The 16,080-nt window shown below is 57.4% G+C and carries 13 protein-coding genes; 10 read left to right on the top strand and 3 right to left on the bottom strand.

The genetic code is table 11. The features are described from left to right. The first annotated feature begins 148 nt into the window (after window positions 1-148). Window positions 149-1,294, top strand: a complete 1,146-nt coding sequence (locus tag FO268_RS00190; protein WP_150987855.1) for a class I SAM-dependent methyltransferase — start codon at window positions 149-151, stop codon at window positions 1,292-1,294. On the opposite strand, the gene FO268_RS00185 is transcribed toward FO268_RS00190, so the two are convergent. Beyond that, complete coding sequence (locus FO268_RS00185) at window positions 1,273-1,887, bottom strand: riboflavin synthase subunit alpha (RefSeq protein ID WP_150987852.1); 615 nt, start codon at window positions 1,885-1,887, stop codon at window positions 1,273-1,275. The two genes, FO268_RS00190 and FO268_RS00185, sit on opposite strands and share 22 nt — an antisense overlap. Window positions 1,888-2,091: 204 nt before the next feature. Here FO268_RS00185 and FO268_RS00180 point away from each other — a divergent pair, with 204 nt between their 5' ends. From FO268_RS00180 to FO268_RS00160, 5 genes are read left to right on the top strand one after another with little or no spacing between them, the layout of a single operon-like run. Then, on the top strand, window positions 2,092-2,985 hold the full coding sequence (locus tag FO268_RS00180) for an MFS transporter (protein ID WP_150987850.1): 894 nt from the start codon (window positions 2,092-2,094) through the stop codon (window positions 2,983-2,985). Window positions 2,986-3,045: 60 nt separating this feature from the next. Next, window positions 3,046-3,720 (top strand): TetR/AcrR family transcriptional regulator, encoded by a 675-nt coding sequence (locus FO268_RS00175; protein WP_150987848.1) that lies wholly within the window; start codon window positions 3,046-3,048, stop codon window positions 3,718-3,720. A gap of 58 nt (window positions 3,721-3,778) precedes the next feature. Continuing rightward, a complete protein-coding gene (locus FO268_RS00170; RefSeq protein WP_150987845.1) occupies window positions 3,779-4,309 on the top strand; it encodes a L,D-transpeptidase in 531 nt (176 codons plus the stop codon). Window positions 4,310-4,342: 33 nt separating this feature from the next. Next, window positions 4,343-5,584, top strand: a complete 1,242-nt coding sequence (locus FO268_RS00165) for a mechanosensitive ion channel family protein (RefSeq protein WP_150987842.1) — start codon at window positions 4,343-4,345, stop codon at window positions 5,582-5,584. Beyond that, on the top strand, window positions 5,581-6,363 hold the full coding sequence (locus FO268_RS00160) for an S-methyl-5'-thioinosine phosphorylase (RefSeq protein WP_150987839.1): 783 nt from the start codon (window positions 5,581-5,583) through the stop codon (window positions 6,361-6,363). Before FO268_RS00165 ends, FO268_RS00160 begins: the two co-directional genes overlap by 4 nt. Here FO268_RS00160 and FO268_RS00155 read toward each other — a convergent pair. Then, the gene (locus FO268_RS00155) at window positions 6,344-7,177 is read right to left on the bottom strand and encodes a CsiV family protein (protein ID WP_150987836.1); all 834 of its coding nucleotides are present in this window, start codon (window positions 7,175-7,177) and stop codon (window positions 6,344-6,346) included. The two genes, FO268_RS00160 and FO268_RS00155, sit on opposite strands and share 20 nt — an antisense overlap. A 27-nt stretch (window positions 7,178-7,204) precedes the next feature. Next, a complete protein-coding gene (gene mfd / locus FO268_RS00150; protein WP_150987833.1) occupies window positions 7,205-10,711 on the bottom strand; it encodes a transcription-repair coupling factor in 3,507 nt (1,168 codons plus the stop codon). A 206-nt stretch (window positions 10,712-10,917) separates the two neighbouring features. On the opposite strand from mfd, the gene FO268_RS00145 reads away from it, so the two are divergent. The 4 genes from FO268_RS00145 (at window position 10,918) to FO268_RS00130 (ending at window position 16,080) form a co-directional block, all read left to right on the top strand. After that, window positions 10,918-12,387 (top strand): glyceraldehyde-3-phosphate dehydrogenase, encoded by a 1,470-nt coding sequence (locus tag FO268_RS00145; protein WP_150987830.1) that lies wholly within the window; start codon window positions 10,918-10,920, stop codon window positions 12,385-12,387. A 341-nt stretch (window positions 12,388-12,728) separates the two neighbouring features. Further along, complete coding sequence (locus tag FO268_RS00140; protein WP_150987827.1) at window positions 12,729-14,075, top strand: Na(+)-translocating NADH-quinone reductase subunit A; 1,347 nt, start codon at window positions 12,729-12,731, stop codon at window positions 14,073-14,075. 3 nt (window positions 14,076-14,078) lie between these two features. After that, complete coding sequence (locus FO268_RS00135; RefSeq protein ID WP_150987824.1) at window positions 14,079-15,284, top strand: NADH:ubiquinone reductase (Na(+)-transporting) subunit B; 1,206 nt, start codon at window positions 14,079-14,081, stop codon at window positions 15,282-15,284. Next, the gene (locus FO268_RS00130; RefSeq protein WP_150987821.1) at window positions 15,277-16,080 is read left to right on the top strand and encodes a Na(+)-translocating NADH-quinone reductase subunit C; all 804 of its coding nucleotides are present in this window, start codon (window positions 15,277-15,279) and stop codon (window positions 16,078-16,080) included. The genes FO268_RS00135 and FO268_RS00130 overlap by 8 nt, the downstream gene beginning before the upstream one ends.

Genomic DNA, 16,080 nt, shown 5'->3' with positions numbered 1-16,080 from the left:
AAAAAAGCCCCTGGGGTAAGGGGCAAAAGAGGTTGGCGTCCAAAAAAAGCGGAGCAACCTGAAATCGTCTGCACAGAGTAGGGTTAATTTCTAGAATAATCAGCCTAGAATGTCCGCTGTTGCAAAAACCAGATAGCGGAAGCCGGAAATGACAAGTGACGTGCTGGAAGTGAGTGGTCTGTCCCTGCCTCTGAAACGCCCGGGTGGCGGCCGTTCGTTACGAGCCTGGGACGCGGCTGACGAGCAGCTGCTGGAACAGGTCCTTGCCCGCTTTCACCCGGAAGCCCGTCCCCGCGTGCTCATTGTTGACGACCAGTTCGGCGCACTGACGCTCGGCCTGGCGCAATTTGCGCCGGTGTCCTTTGCAGACAGTAGCTCACTTTCCTCCGCACTGATCATGAATACGCCCGCTGGCGAGGACGTTGTGACGCCAGCAAGCTGGCTGGCGCCACCGAAAGGCCCGTTTGATCTGGTGGTAATGCGCATTCCGAGGCAGGTGGATTATCTGAGCTGCCTGCTGAGGTGGATTAACAGTGTGCTTGACCCTGACGGCACCCTCATCGCCGGGGGCATGATCAAGCATCTGCCGGACAGTAGTTCTGCTGTGTTCGCGGATCTGGTGCATACCCGGGAAGTATGCCCCGCTCGCAAAAAAGCACGGGTGATCATCGCCGCGCCAGGAGATCAGACCCTGAGAAACTGGGCTGATTTATGGAAAGGGTACCCGCTGCCAGATTCGGCGCATAAGGTGAGCGCCATGCCTAACGTGTTCGCGCGGGAGAAACTCGACATTGGCACCCGGCTGCTATTGCCGTTGGTTACACGTGAGGCTGTCAGGCTGGCGCCCGGCAGCCAGGTGCTGGACCTTGCCTGTGGGAATGGCGTGCTGGGCCTGACGGTGCTGGAGGCCAATCCTGAGTTGGCAGTGACCTTCGCGGATGTTTCCAGTCAGGCCGTGGTCAGTGCCCGTGATAATACCGCCGAGGCGTTTCCCGAAGCCGAGGTGGCGTTTCTCCATAGTGACGGTATTCCTGAGGATGCCGGTCAGTTCGGGCTGGTCCTGCTGAATCCGCCGTTTCATGAGGGCGGTGTGGTCGGTGATCACATCGCCTTGCGGCTGTTCCGTCAGGTGGCCCGCCATCTGGAGCCTGGCGGACGAATGCTGATGGTGGGCAATCGCCACCTGGGGTACCACCGCAGCCTCAGGCGTTTTTTCTCAACGGTTCGCCAGCTGGATGCCGACCCCAGGTTCGTGGTGTTTGAAGTCTCTGATCAGGATGCCGGCCGGTCGTAGCCCATTCGCGCCAGGGTGTCGACGATGGTCTGGGTCTGGCTGTCGATCTCGATATTGACCCGGTCGCCGACGGAGACCTCGCCAAAGGTAGTGGCCCGGAGCGTTTCAGGAATCAGGTAAACGTTAAAACGGTTACCCCGGACCTCCCCGATGGTGAGGCTGCAACCGTTGATAGCAATGTAGCCCTTGGGGAAAAGGTATCTGGCCCAGGAGGCCGGCACTTCAAATTCCAGGGTGCAGTTGTTCTCGGGGCGGTCAATCGTAACGATATCTGCCGTGGTATGAACGTGACCGGAGAGCAGGTGCCCGCCAATCTCGTCGCCGATCCTGGCGGCCCTTTCAAAGTTTATTCTGTCCCCGGGCCGGAGTTCCCCCAGTGTGGTGGCGCGAAGCGTTTCCTGCATGGCATCGAAGTAAAGCAGATTGCCTTCCTGCCGGGTTACGGTCAGACAGGTGCCGTTGATAGCGACAGACGCTCCGATGGTAACGCCCTGAACCTGCTCTTCGGGAAAACGGATCGCGAAGCTGCTGAGCCCGGGCTCGGCGGAAAGGTTGTCTATGGTGGCAACACCCTGAACAATGCCTGTAAACATTCATTACCCTCTGAGGACGTTTTCGGCCGGTACCGGCTACACTGTGAGAGGCAAGGATAGCGGTCGCATGATCCCATGCCAAGCGAGGGTTGGCATCATGTTCCCCCTGGTCAGGGCTCAAGGATGTGAAAGCGTGGTCGATAAACCACAGGTACGGGCGCGGTTTTGTGAGTGTAGGCCCGGTTATAGTCAACGGGAAACCTGATGGCAGAGAACGAAAGCACAGTCCGGCAAAGCGGTACTCCGGAGGAGCCCCTGTTACGGAAAGGGCGCCCTGCGGATCCGCAGCCCCATGTGTCCGAACGGCAGGGGGATACGCCCGGTAAAGTCTCGACAGAAGCCGTACCGTCAGCTACTGCTCAGGAGCTGCCCAGACTCGGGCACGAAGATGACCCGGAGGAAGCGGACTCTGGTGAGAGGGGGGCTGCCGGTGATGATTCGCCGGATATTGAAAAAACCGTGGCGGAATCCCGCCAGCGTAAGCTGAGGCTGATGCTACGGCAGTGCGATCGGGTCCTGTTGCTGGATTTTGAATTACTGGCACTGCCTGACTGGCCTGATAACTACACACTCTCCGCTGCGCGCCGGAACCGGGATCTCTGGCTGTTCAGTGCCTTGCTGGCGGTGGTTATTTTCCTCAGCGGGATGACCGGCTTTGTGCCCGCCTGGATTGCCGGTGGCGGATTCGGCGCCTTCGTTATTATCCTGCTGATGGGCGTGCCGACGGTCAGGCGTCTGTATACCTCTCGCTCGTCATATATGGACCTGATCGTGCGGCGGCGCCGACTGTTGCGGGATGCTCGAAAGCACGTCGGTCACCTGGAGGGGAAAGAAGGGCTGGTTTGGCAGTGCGCGCGCATGGCGGAATTCAACCCCTCACTCAAGGCGACGCGTTTCAGTGAGCTTGTGGCGCTGTCGGAGCATCGGGTGCTGGCGCGGAACATGACGCGCAGGGAGCATGTTCGCCTCTATCTGGTGTATCTCCTTGAGGCGGAGAAGGCGTATGCCCGCGCGCAACAGGCGTTCTTCGAAGGTCATCAGCAGGCTATCGATAAGGGCTGGGCCTCTGTGGCGGCGGAACCGGAGCAGAGAACTTGACAAGATTGCCGGTCAAACGTATGTTTCAAACAGACGTTTGCTAGAGGCACTGATAACAAAATGGCTCAGTCTGATACGGTTGACCGGATTCTTGACGCAGCGGAAGAGCTTTTCGCTGACCGTGGGTTTTCTGAAACTTCGCTGCGGATGATTACCAGCAAGGCTAAAGTAAATCTTGCCGCTGTCAATTATCATTTTGGTTCCAAGAATGCTCTGATTCATGCGGTGTTCGCCCGTTTCCTGACACCTTTTTCGGCAACACTCGAGAAGGCGTTTGATGATCTTGAAGCACGCTGTGACGGCGAACCACCCACGCTGAACCAGACCCTCTGGGCGCTGACAGAAAGTGCCGTGCGCATGCCTCAGCGCAACGAGAAGGGTATCTCCATATTCATGCGCCTGCTCGGGCTGGCTTATACGCAGTCCCAGGGGCATCTTCGCAAGTTTTTAGAGCAGGAATACAGTCAGCCCTTCAGTCGTTTCATGCGTTTGCTGAAAGAGGCTACGCCGCAACTGTCATCGGTGGATCGTTACTGGCGCATCCAGTTCATGCTGGGTGCCACTGCATTCACCATGTCCAGCAGCGATGCTCTGAGGGATATCCTGCAGAATAAGCTGGGCGTGGAAACCACAGTCCAGGAAATCGCAGCCCGGTTGGTTCCTTTCCTCGCGGCCGGAATGCAGGCGGAGGACGCGATGCTCGCCCCTCCTGTCCATAAAAGCTCAGTTGCCTGAATTGCACTCTGTCGGTTAGGCTTCCGGTTTGACTCGTCTGCCGGGAGCCTGACGCCGCATGCCAAGTGATTCTGTTTCCCCTTTTGCGCCAGCGAGAGTATCCGGGACCACTCCCGGAATTGAAATCGATCTTTCCACACAAACGCTCACACTGTTTACGGAAGACGCAACCTCTTCAGTTTCCTATGTTGTTTCCACTGCTCTGAATGGTCCGGGTGAGCGCCAGAGCAGCGGCTGCACCCCCACCGGAAAGCATTATGTACGGGCCATGGTCGGTGGTGGCGCCCCCCTGAACAGTGTCTTCGTCGCCCGCAGGCCAACCGGCGAGGTGTATTCGCTGGAGCTGGCCGGGCATTTTCCCGAACGGGACTGGATACTGTCCCGTATCCTCTGGTTATGCGGTCTGGAATCCGGCAAAAATCGGGGCCCCGGGGTCGATAGTTTTCGTCGCTTCATATACATTCACGGCACACCGGACTCCGAGCCCATGGGGGTTCCACGCTCCCACGGCTGTATCCGAATGAGAAACAGGGACGTGGTCGATTTGTACAGCCGGGTGAAGCCGGGCACACCGGTGTTTATACGATAACCTTTCCCTGAACTGACGGAACCGAGAGAACCGATGCTAGAAGAAACCCCTGCCATAGTGAATAACTGGATTCAGGATTGGGGCCTGCTGTCAGAGAGCTGGCGGGTGGTGCTGGTAGTGTTTGGCCTGGTGCTTGGAACCGCGGTGGTTGCCTATATTGCCAGTTTTATTGTTGGTGCCATTGAACGGCGTTTCAAGAAAACCGACAACCTCTGGGATGATGCACTGCTTCATGCCGCCCGAAAGCCGGTTGTTGCTTTCGTCTGGTTGCAGGGGGTGTATTGGGCAGCGGAGGTGGCTCATCGCTACTCAGACGCTGAGATATTCTCCGTGAACGATAAGCTGCTCCAGCTCGGCTTTATAGTGCTGCTGGTGTGGACCCTGCTCCGGCTGATCAAGCAGGGGGAGGAAATGCTGACCTCGCCCCTCAAGATGAAGACGCCGATGGACTACACCACGGTTAATGCGATCAGTAAGCTCTCCCGGGCGGTAGTGATCATCACGGCTTCCCTGACGGCGCTCCAGTCGATGGGGTTCAGCATTTCTGGCGTGCTGGCGTTCGGTGGTGTCGGTGGTATTGCGGTTGGTTTTGCAGCGAAAGACCTGCTGGCCAACTTTTTCGGCGGATTTATTATCCACCTGGACCGGCCTTTCAAAGTGGGCGACTGGGTTCGTTCGCCAGATCGTAACATTGAAGGTACCGTTGAACACATCGGCTGGCGTCTCACGACTGTCCGCACGTTCGATAAGCGTCCGATGTATATACCTAATGCCGTTTTTACCACAATTTCCGTGGAAAACCCCTCCAGAATGCTTAACCGCCGTATCTCGGAAACCATTGGAATCCGTTATGCGGATGTCAGTGGCATGGCCGAAATTGTGTCGGAAATCCGCGACATGCTGGAGAACCATGAGGATATCGACCAGGACCAGACATTGATTGTCAATTTCCTGGCCTTCAACGCGTCCTCTCTGGATATCATGGTTTATACCTTCACCAAAACCATTGAGTGGGTGCGGTTTCACGAGGTCAAGCAGGATGTGTTGTTGAAAATCAGTGACATTATTGAAGGCCATGGTGCTGAGGTTGCCTTCCCGACACGCACACTGCACCTGCCGGACGGCGTGCGCCTTGCCAGTGAGGAGGCAGGGAAGAGTGACGAAGGCGAAGCCTCCAGTGCCGAGCCTGGCGGCAGCCGTGCACCGGTGGATGGCAGTGAAGGCTCCAGTGAAACACAGGGCGACAGCGCCGAGGCAACAGGGGAAGGATCATGAGCGGAGCGGAGAACAACCCGCCGGTTGGCATCATTGGTGGTACCGGGCTTACAACCCTTTCAGGACTGGAGATAACGGCGGAGCGCTCTGTTGACACACAGTGGGGGCAGCCCTCGTCAGCACTGGTTGAGGGGTGCCTGGCAGGTCAGGCGGTGGTCTTCCTGTCCCGTCACGGCAATCCCCATCGTATTCCGCCCCACCAGGTCAATTACCGGGCCAACCTGCAGGCGCTCCATGACGCCGGTGTTCGCACTGTTGTGGGCGTCAATGCCGTGGGTGGCATTCATCCGGAGATGGGCCCGGCGCATATCGTGATCCCCGACCAGATTATTGATTACACCTGGGGCAGGGCGAGTACCTTTTTTGAGGGTGAACTGGATGAGACCACCCATATTGATTTCACCTGGCCTTATACGCAAAAGGCCCGTGAGCTGCTGATTGCTGCTGCCCGGGACCAGAACCTGCCGTTTTCCGATTTTGGTGTTTACGGCGCCACCCAGGGGCCACGACTGGAGACGGCGGCTGAAGTAGTGCGACTGGAGCGTGACGGCTGTGATCTGGTGGGTATGACGGGTATGCCCGAGGCCGCGCTGGCGGCCGAACTGAAAATGAACTATGTCTGCCTGGCACTGGTGGTGAATCATGCCGCAGGGAAATCCGACCACATCATTACCATGGCGGAAATCGAGACCGCTATCGACCATGGGATGTCTGGCGTCAAGCGGATCCTCGAAGTGTCAATGAGCGAGCTGGGTGCGCTTACCCATCAATTTTCTTGAAGAATACAAGTACGCCGATGGTGGGGGAGTCCAGGAAATGAACTTCCTCGCTGCGCATGCGGCGGGTTTCGCGAATCCAGGTCAGTAGTTCCGCCCGCGGCCAGTTTGCGCCGGAAATCGCCACCTCTTCCGGGACGGCCGCAGTTTCACTGACATTATCTGCCTCGATAGCACCATCTTCACCGGTCTCAGAGGGCTGATTCTCCTCCGGGCCGTTACCCGTCAGATTGACTACTTCTTCTGTGGAGGGCTTAGGCTGCCAGTGGTTCAGCTGCACATTGACATGCAGGTAGCGCTGCCGGTCAACGGTGATCTGGCCTTCCACATCGCGGTGCCCGGCATCGGCGAGCCAGTCGCCGATAGCGACCCGCAGTGGTTCACCCTCGAAATCGGGCGGAAAGGACTGGTACCAGCCGGTGGCAAGCAGAACCCGGTATTTGCCGCTGTTCTCCAGTCGACTGGCCGCTGAGTTGAGATGAAGTTCGCTACGCGGAACCAGGTCCCGTGTGGTTTCCACCGTACCGTTGCCGTCCACTGCGCGCAGGATTTCGGTAAGCTCCGGGTTGGGCGGCTCCGGGATGCGGCTGGCCATTCGCTCATTGATGCTGTCCGGGTCAACCTTGCGCTCCAGGATCACGAACTCGGCACGATAGTAGTCTTTACGGGCTTCTGCCGTGTCGGTCTGTTGGGAAGGCTGCTGGGCGGATGCCAGGGACGACAGGGCCAGCGCAACCACAAAAATGAAGGTGGACTTTCCAGGCGATAAGTTACCGGGCGTTCGCAAGTGCTTTGCTCCAATGTTGCTGTTTTTCATCTCAGGCCTCTGAGCCGGGGGGCATTATCAAGCCAGCTGGCCCAACATGTTTGAAATGCCGTCGAGTTTACCACTGGTTGAGGTGTCGTTCAGCCGGAAACGAAAACTGTTGGCTCCTTCAAGGCGATACTGGTCCGGGGCGGATTGCACTTTTTTAACCAGCACCAGCGGATCCACAGGTGTTGAGCTGCCAAACTCCAGCCTCGCCCATTCCTTGCCGGCGTCCACTTTCACGATCCCCAGGGCTTCTGCCTGGATTCGCAGTTCCGACTGGCGAATCAGATTTTTTGCCGGCTCCGGTAATAATCCGAAGCGGTCTATCATCTCAACCTGAAGTTCTTTTAATCCGTCCTTGTCACTCACGCTGGCAATTCGTTTATACAGCATCAGTCGATTATGAACGTCGGGCAGGTAGTCATCGGGAATCAATGCCGGTATCCGCAGGTTCATTTCGGTGCCATGACTCAGTGGCAGTTCCGCATTCGGGGTTCTTCCTTCCCGTATGGCCTGCACCGCTTCGTCCAGTAGCTGCATGTAAAGAGTAAAGCCGATGCTTTCGATCTGGCCGCTCTGTTCTTCGCCCAGCAGTTCGCCGGCGCCGCGAATCTCCAGGTCGTGGGTGGCCAGCATAAACCCGGCGCCGAGGTCCTGTGCTTCGGAGATGGCTTCCAGGCGTTTTTTTGCATCCGCTGTGATGGAGCGGGGCGGTGGTGTGAGCAGGTAAGCATAGGCCTGGTGGTGGGAGCGGCCTACCCGGCCCCGCAACTGGTGTAGCTGGGCAAGGCCGAACTTGTCTGCGCGCTCAATGATAATGGTGTTGGCGCTGGGGATGTCGATGCCGGTTTCAATGATGGTAGTGCACACCAGCACGTTGAAGCGCTTGTGGTAGAAGTCCGACATGATCTGTTCCAGTTCCCGCTCCCGCATCTGGCCGTGGGCGACACCCACGCGGGCTTCGGGGATCAGGCGCCGCAGGTCTTCAGCGGTTTTCTCGATGGTGGCTACATCGTTGTGCAGGAAATACACCTGACCGCCCCGGAGCACTTCCCGCAGGATGGCTTCTTTGACCATGGCTTCGTCCCGCTGACGGACAAAGGTTTTTACCGAAAGGCGGCGGGCCGGAGGGGTGGCGATGATCGACAGGTCCCTCAGGTGCCCCATGGCCATGTTGAGTGTTCTGGGGATCGGGGTTGCCGTCAGGTTGAGCATGTCGACTTCGGCCCGCAGTGCTTTCAGGCGTTCTTTCTGTTGCACACCGAAGCGGTGCTCCTCGTCGATGATGACCAGCCCCAGGTTTTTGAAGCGGATATCGCCCTGAAGCAGTTTGTGAGTGCCGATCACAATGTCTGCCTTGCCCGCTTCGATGGCGGCCAGGGCTTTGCTGGTCTGGCTGCCGCTGCGGAACCGGCTGAGCAACTCAACGTTGACCGCGGTATCTGAAAACCGATCCCGGAACGATTCATAGTGCTGTTGCGCCAGCAGGGTGGTGGGTACCAGCACTGCGACCTGCTTGCCGGAGTAGGTGGCCATAAAGGCCGCGCGCATGGCCACCTCGGTCTTGCCGAAACCGACATCGCCACAGACCAGTCTGTCCATGGGCTTTTCGCTGATCATGTCTTCGAAAACTGCTTCGATGGCCGCCTGTTGGTCGGGCGTTTCCTCGAACGGGAAGCCGGCAGCGAATGCGCGGTAGGCTTCCTTCGGGTCCTCGAACGAAAAACCCTTGCGTGCTTCCCGGCGGGCGTAGACATCCAGCAGCTCGGCTGCGGTGTCGCGTATTTTCTCCAGCGCTTTCTGTTTTGCGTTGCTCCAGCGATCCGTGCCCAGTTTGTGCAGGGGGGCGTGATCGGTGTCGGAGCCGGTGTACCTGGAAATCAGGTGCAGGCTGGACACGGGCACGTAGAGTTTCGAGCCACCCGCGTATTCCAGCATCAGAAATTCGCTGGCTTCTCCTTCGACGGTGATGGTTTCCAGGCCCTGGTAGCGGCCAACACCATGGTCGATATGCACCACCGGGGCGCCGATTCGAAGTTCAGAGAGGTCGCGGTACCCGGAGTCGTCAGCTTCGGTGGGCTTTTCACGCCGTCGGCGCTGCAATACCCGCTCCCCGAATAGCGCTGTTTCCGTGACCAGGGCGATGCCCTGCTCTGGCAGAACCAGTCCGTACTCCATTGGTGCCACGGTAATGCCAAGGGCGCAGTCCGGGTTATCGTTGAACGCGCGCCAGCTGTCCATTGCGGCTACCTGGATCCCGTGATCAGCCAGGTTTTCAATCAGGGCTTCGCGGCGACCGGAAGACTCCGCGCAAATCAGTATCCTGCCCTGGAACTCATTGATAAACCGTTTGAGGCGGGCAGCGGGGTCGGCCGCACGGCCGTCCATCGAAACATCGGGCAGTACCTCGGTGTGGCAATTACTGCCACCTGCGGAATCTGTGGTTTCCGCGGTTAGCGTTATCCGCGGGAAATGCTTGAGTTGCCCGAACAATTCATCTTGCTGCAGGAACAGCTGAGCCGGAGGGAGGATCGGCCGCATCCGGTCATGGCGACGTTCCTCATGGCGGTCACGGGTATCGGCGTCGAAGTGTTCTGCCGCCTCATGAAGGCCTGAGGCAGTAAACACCACGGTTTCTCCGGGCAGGTAGTCGAACAGGGTAGCGGTCTGCTCGAAGAACAACGGCAGGTAGTATTCAATCCCCGGCGGGGTGATGCCGTGGGTTACATCCTGGTAAATCGGTGAGTCCTTGTCGGCATGAGGAAACTGCTCGAACCAGCGGTTCCGAAACCCGGAGCGGGCCTCCTTGTGCCAGGGAAACTCGTTGGCTGGCAGCAGTTCGATCTTATCGATCCGATCGATGGAACGCTGGGTTTCGGGGTCAAAGGTGCGCAGGGTTTCAATTTCGTCATCAAACAGGTCAATCCGGTAGGGCCGGGTTGCGCCCATAGGGAATATGTCAAGAATGGCGCCGCGCACTGCGTACTCGCCGTGTTCATAGACGTTTTCGGCATGCCGGTAGCCGGCGGCTTCCAGTTGCATACGCCAGGTGTCGATGTCCAGTGACTGCCCGACTTCCAGCAGCAGGGTGTTGCCCTGCAGGTAACTGACTGGCGGTAGCCGGTGCATCAGCGTGCGGGCAGGCACCACCAATACGCCATGGCTGGTGCTGGGTAGCCGGTGCAGGGCCCGGATGCGCCGCGATGTAATGTCCTGGTGCGGGGAGAACAAGTCGTATGGCAGGGTTTCCCAGTCCGGCAGGGACAGTACTTCCAGCCCGTCAGGTGTAATGGCTGCCAGGTCTTCGTCGGCTGGCAGTCCCAGATAGAAGCGCATGGCCTGCTCCAGGCGGATGGCTTCGTCAGTACTGCGGGTGATGACCAGAGTCAGCCCTGCATGGGCCCGTGCGGTCTCGCAGATTGCCAGAGCGTCGCTGCTGCCGTGTAACTGGCCCCAGGTTCTATGATCCGCTGCCTTATGTGGGGCAGGGGGCGCCACCAGCACGGCAGGTCGGTCGGAATGGGAGGCACCTTGGCTCATGATCGTTTTGGTTCTCCTGAGAGTGACGGCTGAGAGTGACGGGCCGGAAAACGGCGAGGCGCGTATTCTACCGGCCAGAGATAGCGCTGTCATGAAAGTGGGGACATACTCTTACGTGCGAAGTGGGGGTCTGTATTTGCTGTCTGTCCCATAACGTTGGATAATGTGCGCCCTATTTTCCAGGTTCCAACTGCAGAGGTTCAAGCGTGAGTCACGAACAGATCAACCAGCACCTGTCTAACTGGACTGAAAGAGAATCCACTGCGGAAGCCATGATTCCGCTGATCGGCCGCCTCTACCGCAAAAACAATGTGGTTACATCCGTTTATGGTCGCGCCGTCATCAACCAGTCGGTTATCGATATCATCCGCGCGCACCGCTTTGTGCGTCAGGTTGAGGATAGCGAATTGTCGGTTCACAACACCCTTCCCATTCTGCAGGCAATGGACAAGATGGATCTGGGGCGCGGGCATGTTGATATCGGCAAGCTCGCAGTGAAGTTCAAGGAAGAGGGTGGCTCCCTTGAGGATTTTCTCAAGCGCGAAATCGGGCCCATCGTAGGCCAGTATCAGACACAGTCGGAAGAGGATGCTGAAAACGACACCAAGGACGTGGTTCTCTATGGTTTCGGTCGTATCGGTCGTCTTCTGGCCCGCATCCTGATCGAAAAGGCCGGTGGTGGTAACAACCTTCGGCTGCGTGCCATTGTTGTTCGCCAGGGTGGTGCGGCCAATGACCTCGAGAAACGCGCCAGCCTGTTGCGTCGCGATTCTGTCCACGGGCCCTTCAATGGCACCATCACCGTGGATGAAGAGAATTCAGCGCTGATCGCGAACGGCAACTTCATCAAGGTAATTTACTCTCCGGGTCCGGACCAGGTGGACTACACCCAATACGGTATTAATAACGCCATTGTCATCGACAACACCGGCATATGGCGTGACGAAGCCGGTCTTGGTCTGCACCTGAAGTCAAAGGGCGTTAGTCGGGTCATGCTCACAGCGCCGGGCAAGGGCGATATCAAGAACATTGTTCATGGTATCAATAATGACTGGATAACCGACGAGGATCGCATTCTTTCCGCTGCCTCCTGTACCACCAACGCTATTACGCCGGTGCTCAAGGCGATCGTAGACGAATACGGAATTGAAGACGGCCACGTCGAAACGGTTCACTCCTACACCAACGACCAGAACCTGATCGACAACTATCACAAGGGCAGCCGTCGCGGCCGCAGTGCGCCTCTGAACATGGTAATTACCGAGACGGGTGCCGCCAAGGCTGTTGCCAAGGCACTGCCGGAGCTCAAGGGCAAGCTGTCCGGCAATGCGATTCGCGTGCCGACTCCGAACGTCTCCATGGCCATCCTTAATCTGAATTTGGCAAAGGAAGTCACGGTTGAAGGGGTTAATGACTACCTTCGCGACATGGCCCTGCACTCGGAGTTGCAGAAGCAGATTGACTTCGTCAATTCGCCGGAGGTGGTCTCTACCGATTTTGTCGGCTCCCGCCACGCCGGTATTGTGGATGCCCAGGCGACTATCGCCAATGGCAAGCGCCTGATCCTCTACGTATGGTACGACAACGAGGCCGGCTACAGCGCCCAGGTAATCCGCGTGGTTAACCAGATGGCTGGTGTCACCTATCCGATCTTCCCGAAGCGGGCCAGGGGCTGATCAACGCCTGACAGCCTTTGTGACACAAGAAACCCCGGCCATTTTTGTGGTCGGGGTTTCTTTTTGGAAATCGATAAACCATTGTGTGGTTACGTTCAGGCACAAACTCCACAGGGTTTCTGGTGGAAATAGTATTCCTTAATCTCTATAATTGGCGCGATTTTGGGTACGTCTGACACCCGCTTCCCATCGCTATCTGTAACAGGATGCCTGGCATGTAACGACGCCGGTGTATTCGTTGCTCTGGCATCGCCGTCCGGCGGAAGCCGGATTGCACACCTGGGCCGCAGGCGTCGGGCGTTACAATCCATCGAACAGTTTCTGATGATTGGATGAGGCTAATGATCAAGATCAAAAAAGGCCTGGATCTTCCCATCAGCGGCGCTCCTGAACAGACCATTACTGACGGCAAACCCGTTCGCCACGTGGCATTGATCGGTTTTGACTACATCGGCATGAAGCCGACGATGGTTGTGAAAGAAGGGGACCGTGTAAAGCGCGGTACGCTGCTGTTTACGGACAAGAAGACCGAGGGCGTTCGTTATACCTCACCGGCAGCCGGTGTGGTCAAGGAAATTAACCGCGGTGAGCGCCGCGTGTTCCAGTCTGTTGTCATTGAAATTGATGGCGACGACGCTGAAACCTTTGCGCGCTACAACGCCTCCGATATTGCTGGCCTTGAACGCCAGCAGGTTGTCGACAACCTGGTAGAATCCGGTCTGTGGACCACCTTCAAAACCCGTCCGTACAGCAAAGTGCCCGCGATCGACTCGGCGCCGCACTCCATCTTCGTATCGGTGATGGACACCAACCCCCTGGCGGCGGATCCCACCGTTATCATCCGTGAAAACAGTGCTGCGTTTGAACAGGGCCTGAAGATTCTCGCCAAACTGACGAACGGCAAGGTGTTTGTCACCGGTAAACCCGGCTCCGCCGTCCCGGTTCCTTCTGATGACAGTGTTGAAGTTCAGCAGTTCGACGGTGTTCACCCGGCGGGCAATGTTGGTACCCATATCCATTATCTTGATCCGATCGCAGGAGACAAGGTGGTCTGGAGTATTGGTTACCAGGACGTTATCGACCTCGCCAGACTGTTTGAAACCGGAGAGCTGCCGGTGGAGCGTATTGTCGCCGTTGGCGGGCCAAAGGCACTGAAGCCGCGCCTGCTTCGCACCCGCATCGGTGCCAGCCTGACGGAACTTCTGGACGGTGAAATTGCCACAGACTGCGAGGTTCGCACAATTTCCGGTTCCGTGTTTGGTGGTCGTCGTGGCGACGGGCCCTGTGCCTATCTCGGTCGCTTTGCCAATCAGATCTCGGTTCTGGAGGAAGGCTACAAGCGCGAGTTCATGGGTTGGTTGTCTCCGGGTCCGAACAAGTTCTCGGTTCTGAACATCTACCTGTCAAAACTGGCAGGGAACAAGCTGTTTAATTTCACCACCTCCACCAATGGCAGCGAGCGGGCCATGGTGCCGGTGGGTGCGTATGAGCAGGTGATGCCTCTGGACATTCTGCCAACGCAACTGCTGCGTTCGCTGATCGTTGGTGACACCGAGATGGCACAGAAACTGGGTGCATTGGAACTGGATGAAGAAGATCTGGCGCTGTGCACTTTCGTGTGCCCGGGTAAATACGAATACGGTCCGATTCTCCGTGAGAACCTGACCCGAATCGAGATCGAGGGCTAACAGATGGCAATCCGACAGTTTCTCGATGGCATAGAGCACCACTTTGAAAAAGGTGGCAAGTACGAGCGCTGGTATGCGCTGTACGAGGCCGTCGATACTATTTTTTACACTCCCGGCTCGGTGACTTCCACCACCTCTCATGTACGTGACGGCGTCGACCTGAAACGCATCATGATCACGGTGTGGTTGTGTACCTTCCCGGCGATGTTCTTCGGTATGTGGAACATCGGCTTCCAGGCCAACAGCTTCCTGGCTGAGAATCCGGACGCCCTGATGGGTGACGGGGGCTTGCGTACCGCTTTTATAAGCGCCCTGGCGGGCAACAACGCTGCCAGCATCTGGGATAACTTCGTATATGGCATGGCGTACTTCGTGCCCATTTACTTTGTCACCTTCGTGGTGGGTGGTTTCTGGGAAGTGTTGTTCGCGACCGTCCGCCGTCATGAAGTGAACGAAGGCTTCTTTGTTACCTCTGTGCTGTTCGCACTGATCTGTCCTCCTACCATTCCGCTATGGCAGGTAGCCCTGGGCATCACCTTCGGTGTGGTTATCGGCAAGGAAGTGTTTGGTGGTACCGGCAAGAACTTCCTGAACCCGGCCCTGACCGGCCGTGCCTTTCTGTACTTCGCTTATCCGGCGCAGATTTCCGGCGACACTGTATGGACAGCCGTCGACGGATTCAGTGGCGCCACGGCCCTGAGCTGGGCGGCCAGCGGTGGCCTTGAAGCACTGGAAACCCAGATTGGCTGGATGTCAGCCTTCATGGGCTCCATCCAGGGTTCCATGGGCGAAACCTCAACGCTCGCGGTGCTGTTTGGTGGCATTATCCTGCTGGTGATGAAGATCGCCTCCTACCGCATAGTCGGGGGTGTGATGATCGGCATGATCGGTATGTCGCTGCTGCTGAATGTTATCGGCTCTGAGACCAACCCGATGTTTGATGTGCCGGCACACTGGCATCTTGTTATGGGCGGTTTTGCCTTCGGTATGATGTTCATGGCAACGGACCCTGTGTCTGCGGCCATGACCAATACCGGGCGTTGGTGCTTCGGTATCCTGGTAGGCGTAATGACTGTGCTCATCCGCGTGATCAACCCGGCCTTCCCGGAAGGAATCATGCTGGCAATCCTGTTTGCCAACCTCTTTGCACCGCTGATGGATCACTATGTGGTTCAGGCCAACATCAAACGGAGGCTCGCACGTGGCTAAAGCTAAAGAAACTGTCTCCAGAACGCTGATGGTTGCACTGGTGCTGAGTATTGCCTTCTCGGTAGTGGTTTCTACTGCCGCAGTAATGCTCCGTCCGGCGCAGGTCAAGAACCAGAACCTGGACATCCGCTCGAACATGCTCGCCGCTGCTGGCATGCTGGAACCGGGTGCCAGCGCAGAGGAGATTGAAGAAGCCTTCTCCCGTTTCAGTGTTCGTCTGGTCGATCTTGATACCGGTGAATACGTGGAACCGTCATCCGTCGGTGTTGAAGACCCAATGAAGTACGACATGTACAAAGCGTCGTCTGATCCGGAGATGTCAACCAACATCCTGTCGGCCGCTGACAAGGCAGGCATCAAACGCCGTCCGAACGTCGCCAAGGTATTTACCCTTGAAGAAGAAGGCGAACTGGTTCGTGTGGTGCTTCCGATTCATGGCTATGGTCTGTGGTCGACGCTTTACGGATTCGTCTCGCTGGAAGGCGATGCCAATACCATTGAAGGTCTGGGGTTTTATGATCATGCTGAGACACCAGGCCTTGGTGGCGAAGTGGACAACCCCCGCTGGAAGAGCCAGTGGGTGGGCAAGGAAGTCTACGGCGAAGAGCGGGAAGAGCCGCAGATTCGCCTGGTCAAGGGTGGTGTAAGTTCCAACGCTCCCGACAAGGAACACAAGGTGGACGCTCTCTCTGGTGCGACCCTGACGAGCCGTGGTGTGGAAAATCTGGTCAATTACTGGATGGGTGACCGGGGCTTCGCACCGTACCTGAAAAAACTTCGTGAAGGGGAGGTCTGA

The sequence above is a fragment of the Marinobacter denitrificans genome (genome assembly GCF_008795955.1).
Taxonomy (GTDB): domain Bacteria; phylum Pseudomonadota; class Gammaproteobacteria; order Pseudomonadales; family Oleiphilaceae; genus Marinobacter; species Marinobacter denitrificans.
The sequence above is the reverse complement of the archived record's forward strand: the minus strand, read 5'-3'. Positions and strand labels throughout refer to the sequence as shown.

What these genes read in the sequence shown, in the direction of transcription:
- FO268_RS00190 (WP_150987855.1), top strand. Translation starts at nt 149, where the DNA reads ATGACAAGTGACGTGCTGGAAGTGAGTGGTCTGTCCCTGCCTCTGAAA.
- FO268_RS00185 (WP_150987852.1), bottom strand. Translation starts at nt 1,887, where the DNA reads ATGTTTACAGGCATTGTTCAGGGTGTTGCCACCATAGACAACCTTTCC.
- FO268_RS00180 (WP_150987850.1), top strand. Translation starts at nt 2,092, where the DNA reads ATGGCAGAGAACGAAAGCACAGTCCGGCAAAGCGGTACTCCGGAGGAG.
- FO268_RS00175 (WP_150987848.1), top strand. Translation starts at nt 3,046, where the DNA reads ATGGCTCAGTCTGATACGGTTGACCGGATTCTTGACGCAGCGGAAGAG.
- FO268_RS00170 (WP_150987845.1), top strand. Translation starts at nt 3,779, where the DNA reads ATGCCAAGTGATTCTGTTTCCCCTTTTGCGCCAGCGAGAGTATCCGGG.
- FO268_RS00165 (WP_150987842.1), top strand. Translation starts at nt 4,343, where the DNA reads ATGCTAGAAGAAACCCCTGCCATAGTGAATAACTGGATTCAGGATTGG.
- FO268_RS00160 (WP_150987839.1), top strand. Translation starts at nt 5,581, where the DNA reads ATGAGCGGAGCGGAGAACAACCCGCCGGTTGGCATCATTGGTGGTACC.
- FO268_RS00155 (WP_150987836.1), bottom strand. Translation starts at nt 7,177, where the DNA reads ATGAAAAACAGCAACATTGGAGCAAAGCACTTGCGAACGCCCGGTAAC.
- mfd (WP_150987833.1), bottom strand. Translation starts at nt 10,711, where the DNA reads ATGAGCCAAGGTGCCTCCCATTCCGACCGACCTGCCGTGCTGGTGGCG.
- FO268_RS00140 (WP_150987827.1), top strand. Translation starts at nt 12,729, where the DNA reads ATGATCAAGATCAAAAAAGGCCTGGATCTTCCCATCAGCGGCGCTCCT.
- FO268_RS00135 (WP_150987824.1), top strand. Translation starts at nt 14,079, where the DNA reads ATGGCAATCCGACAGTTTCTCGATGGCATAGAGCACCACTTTGAAAAA.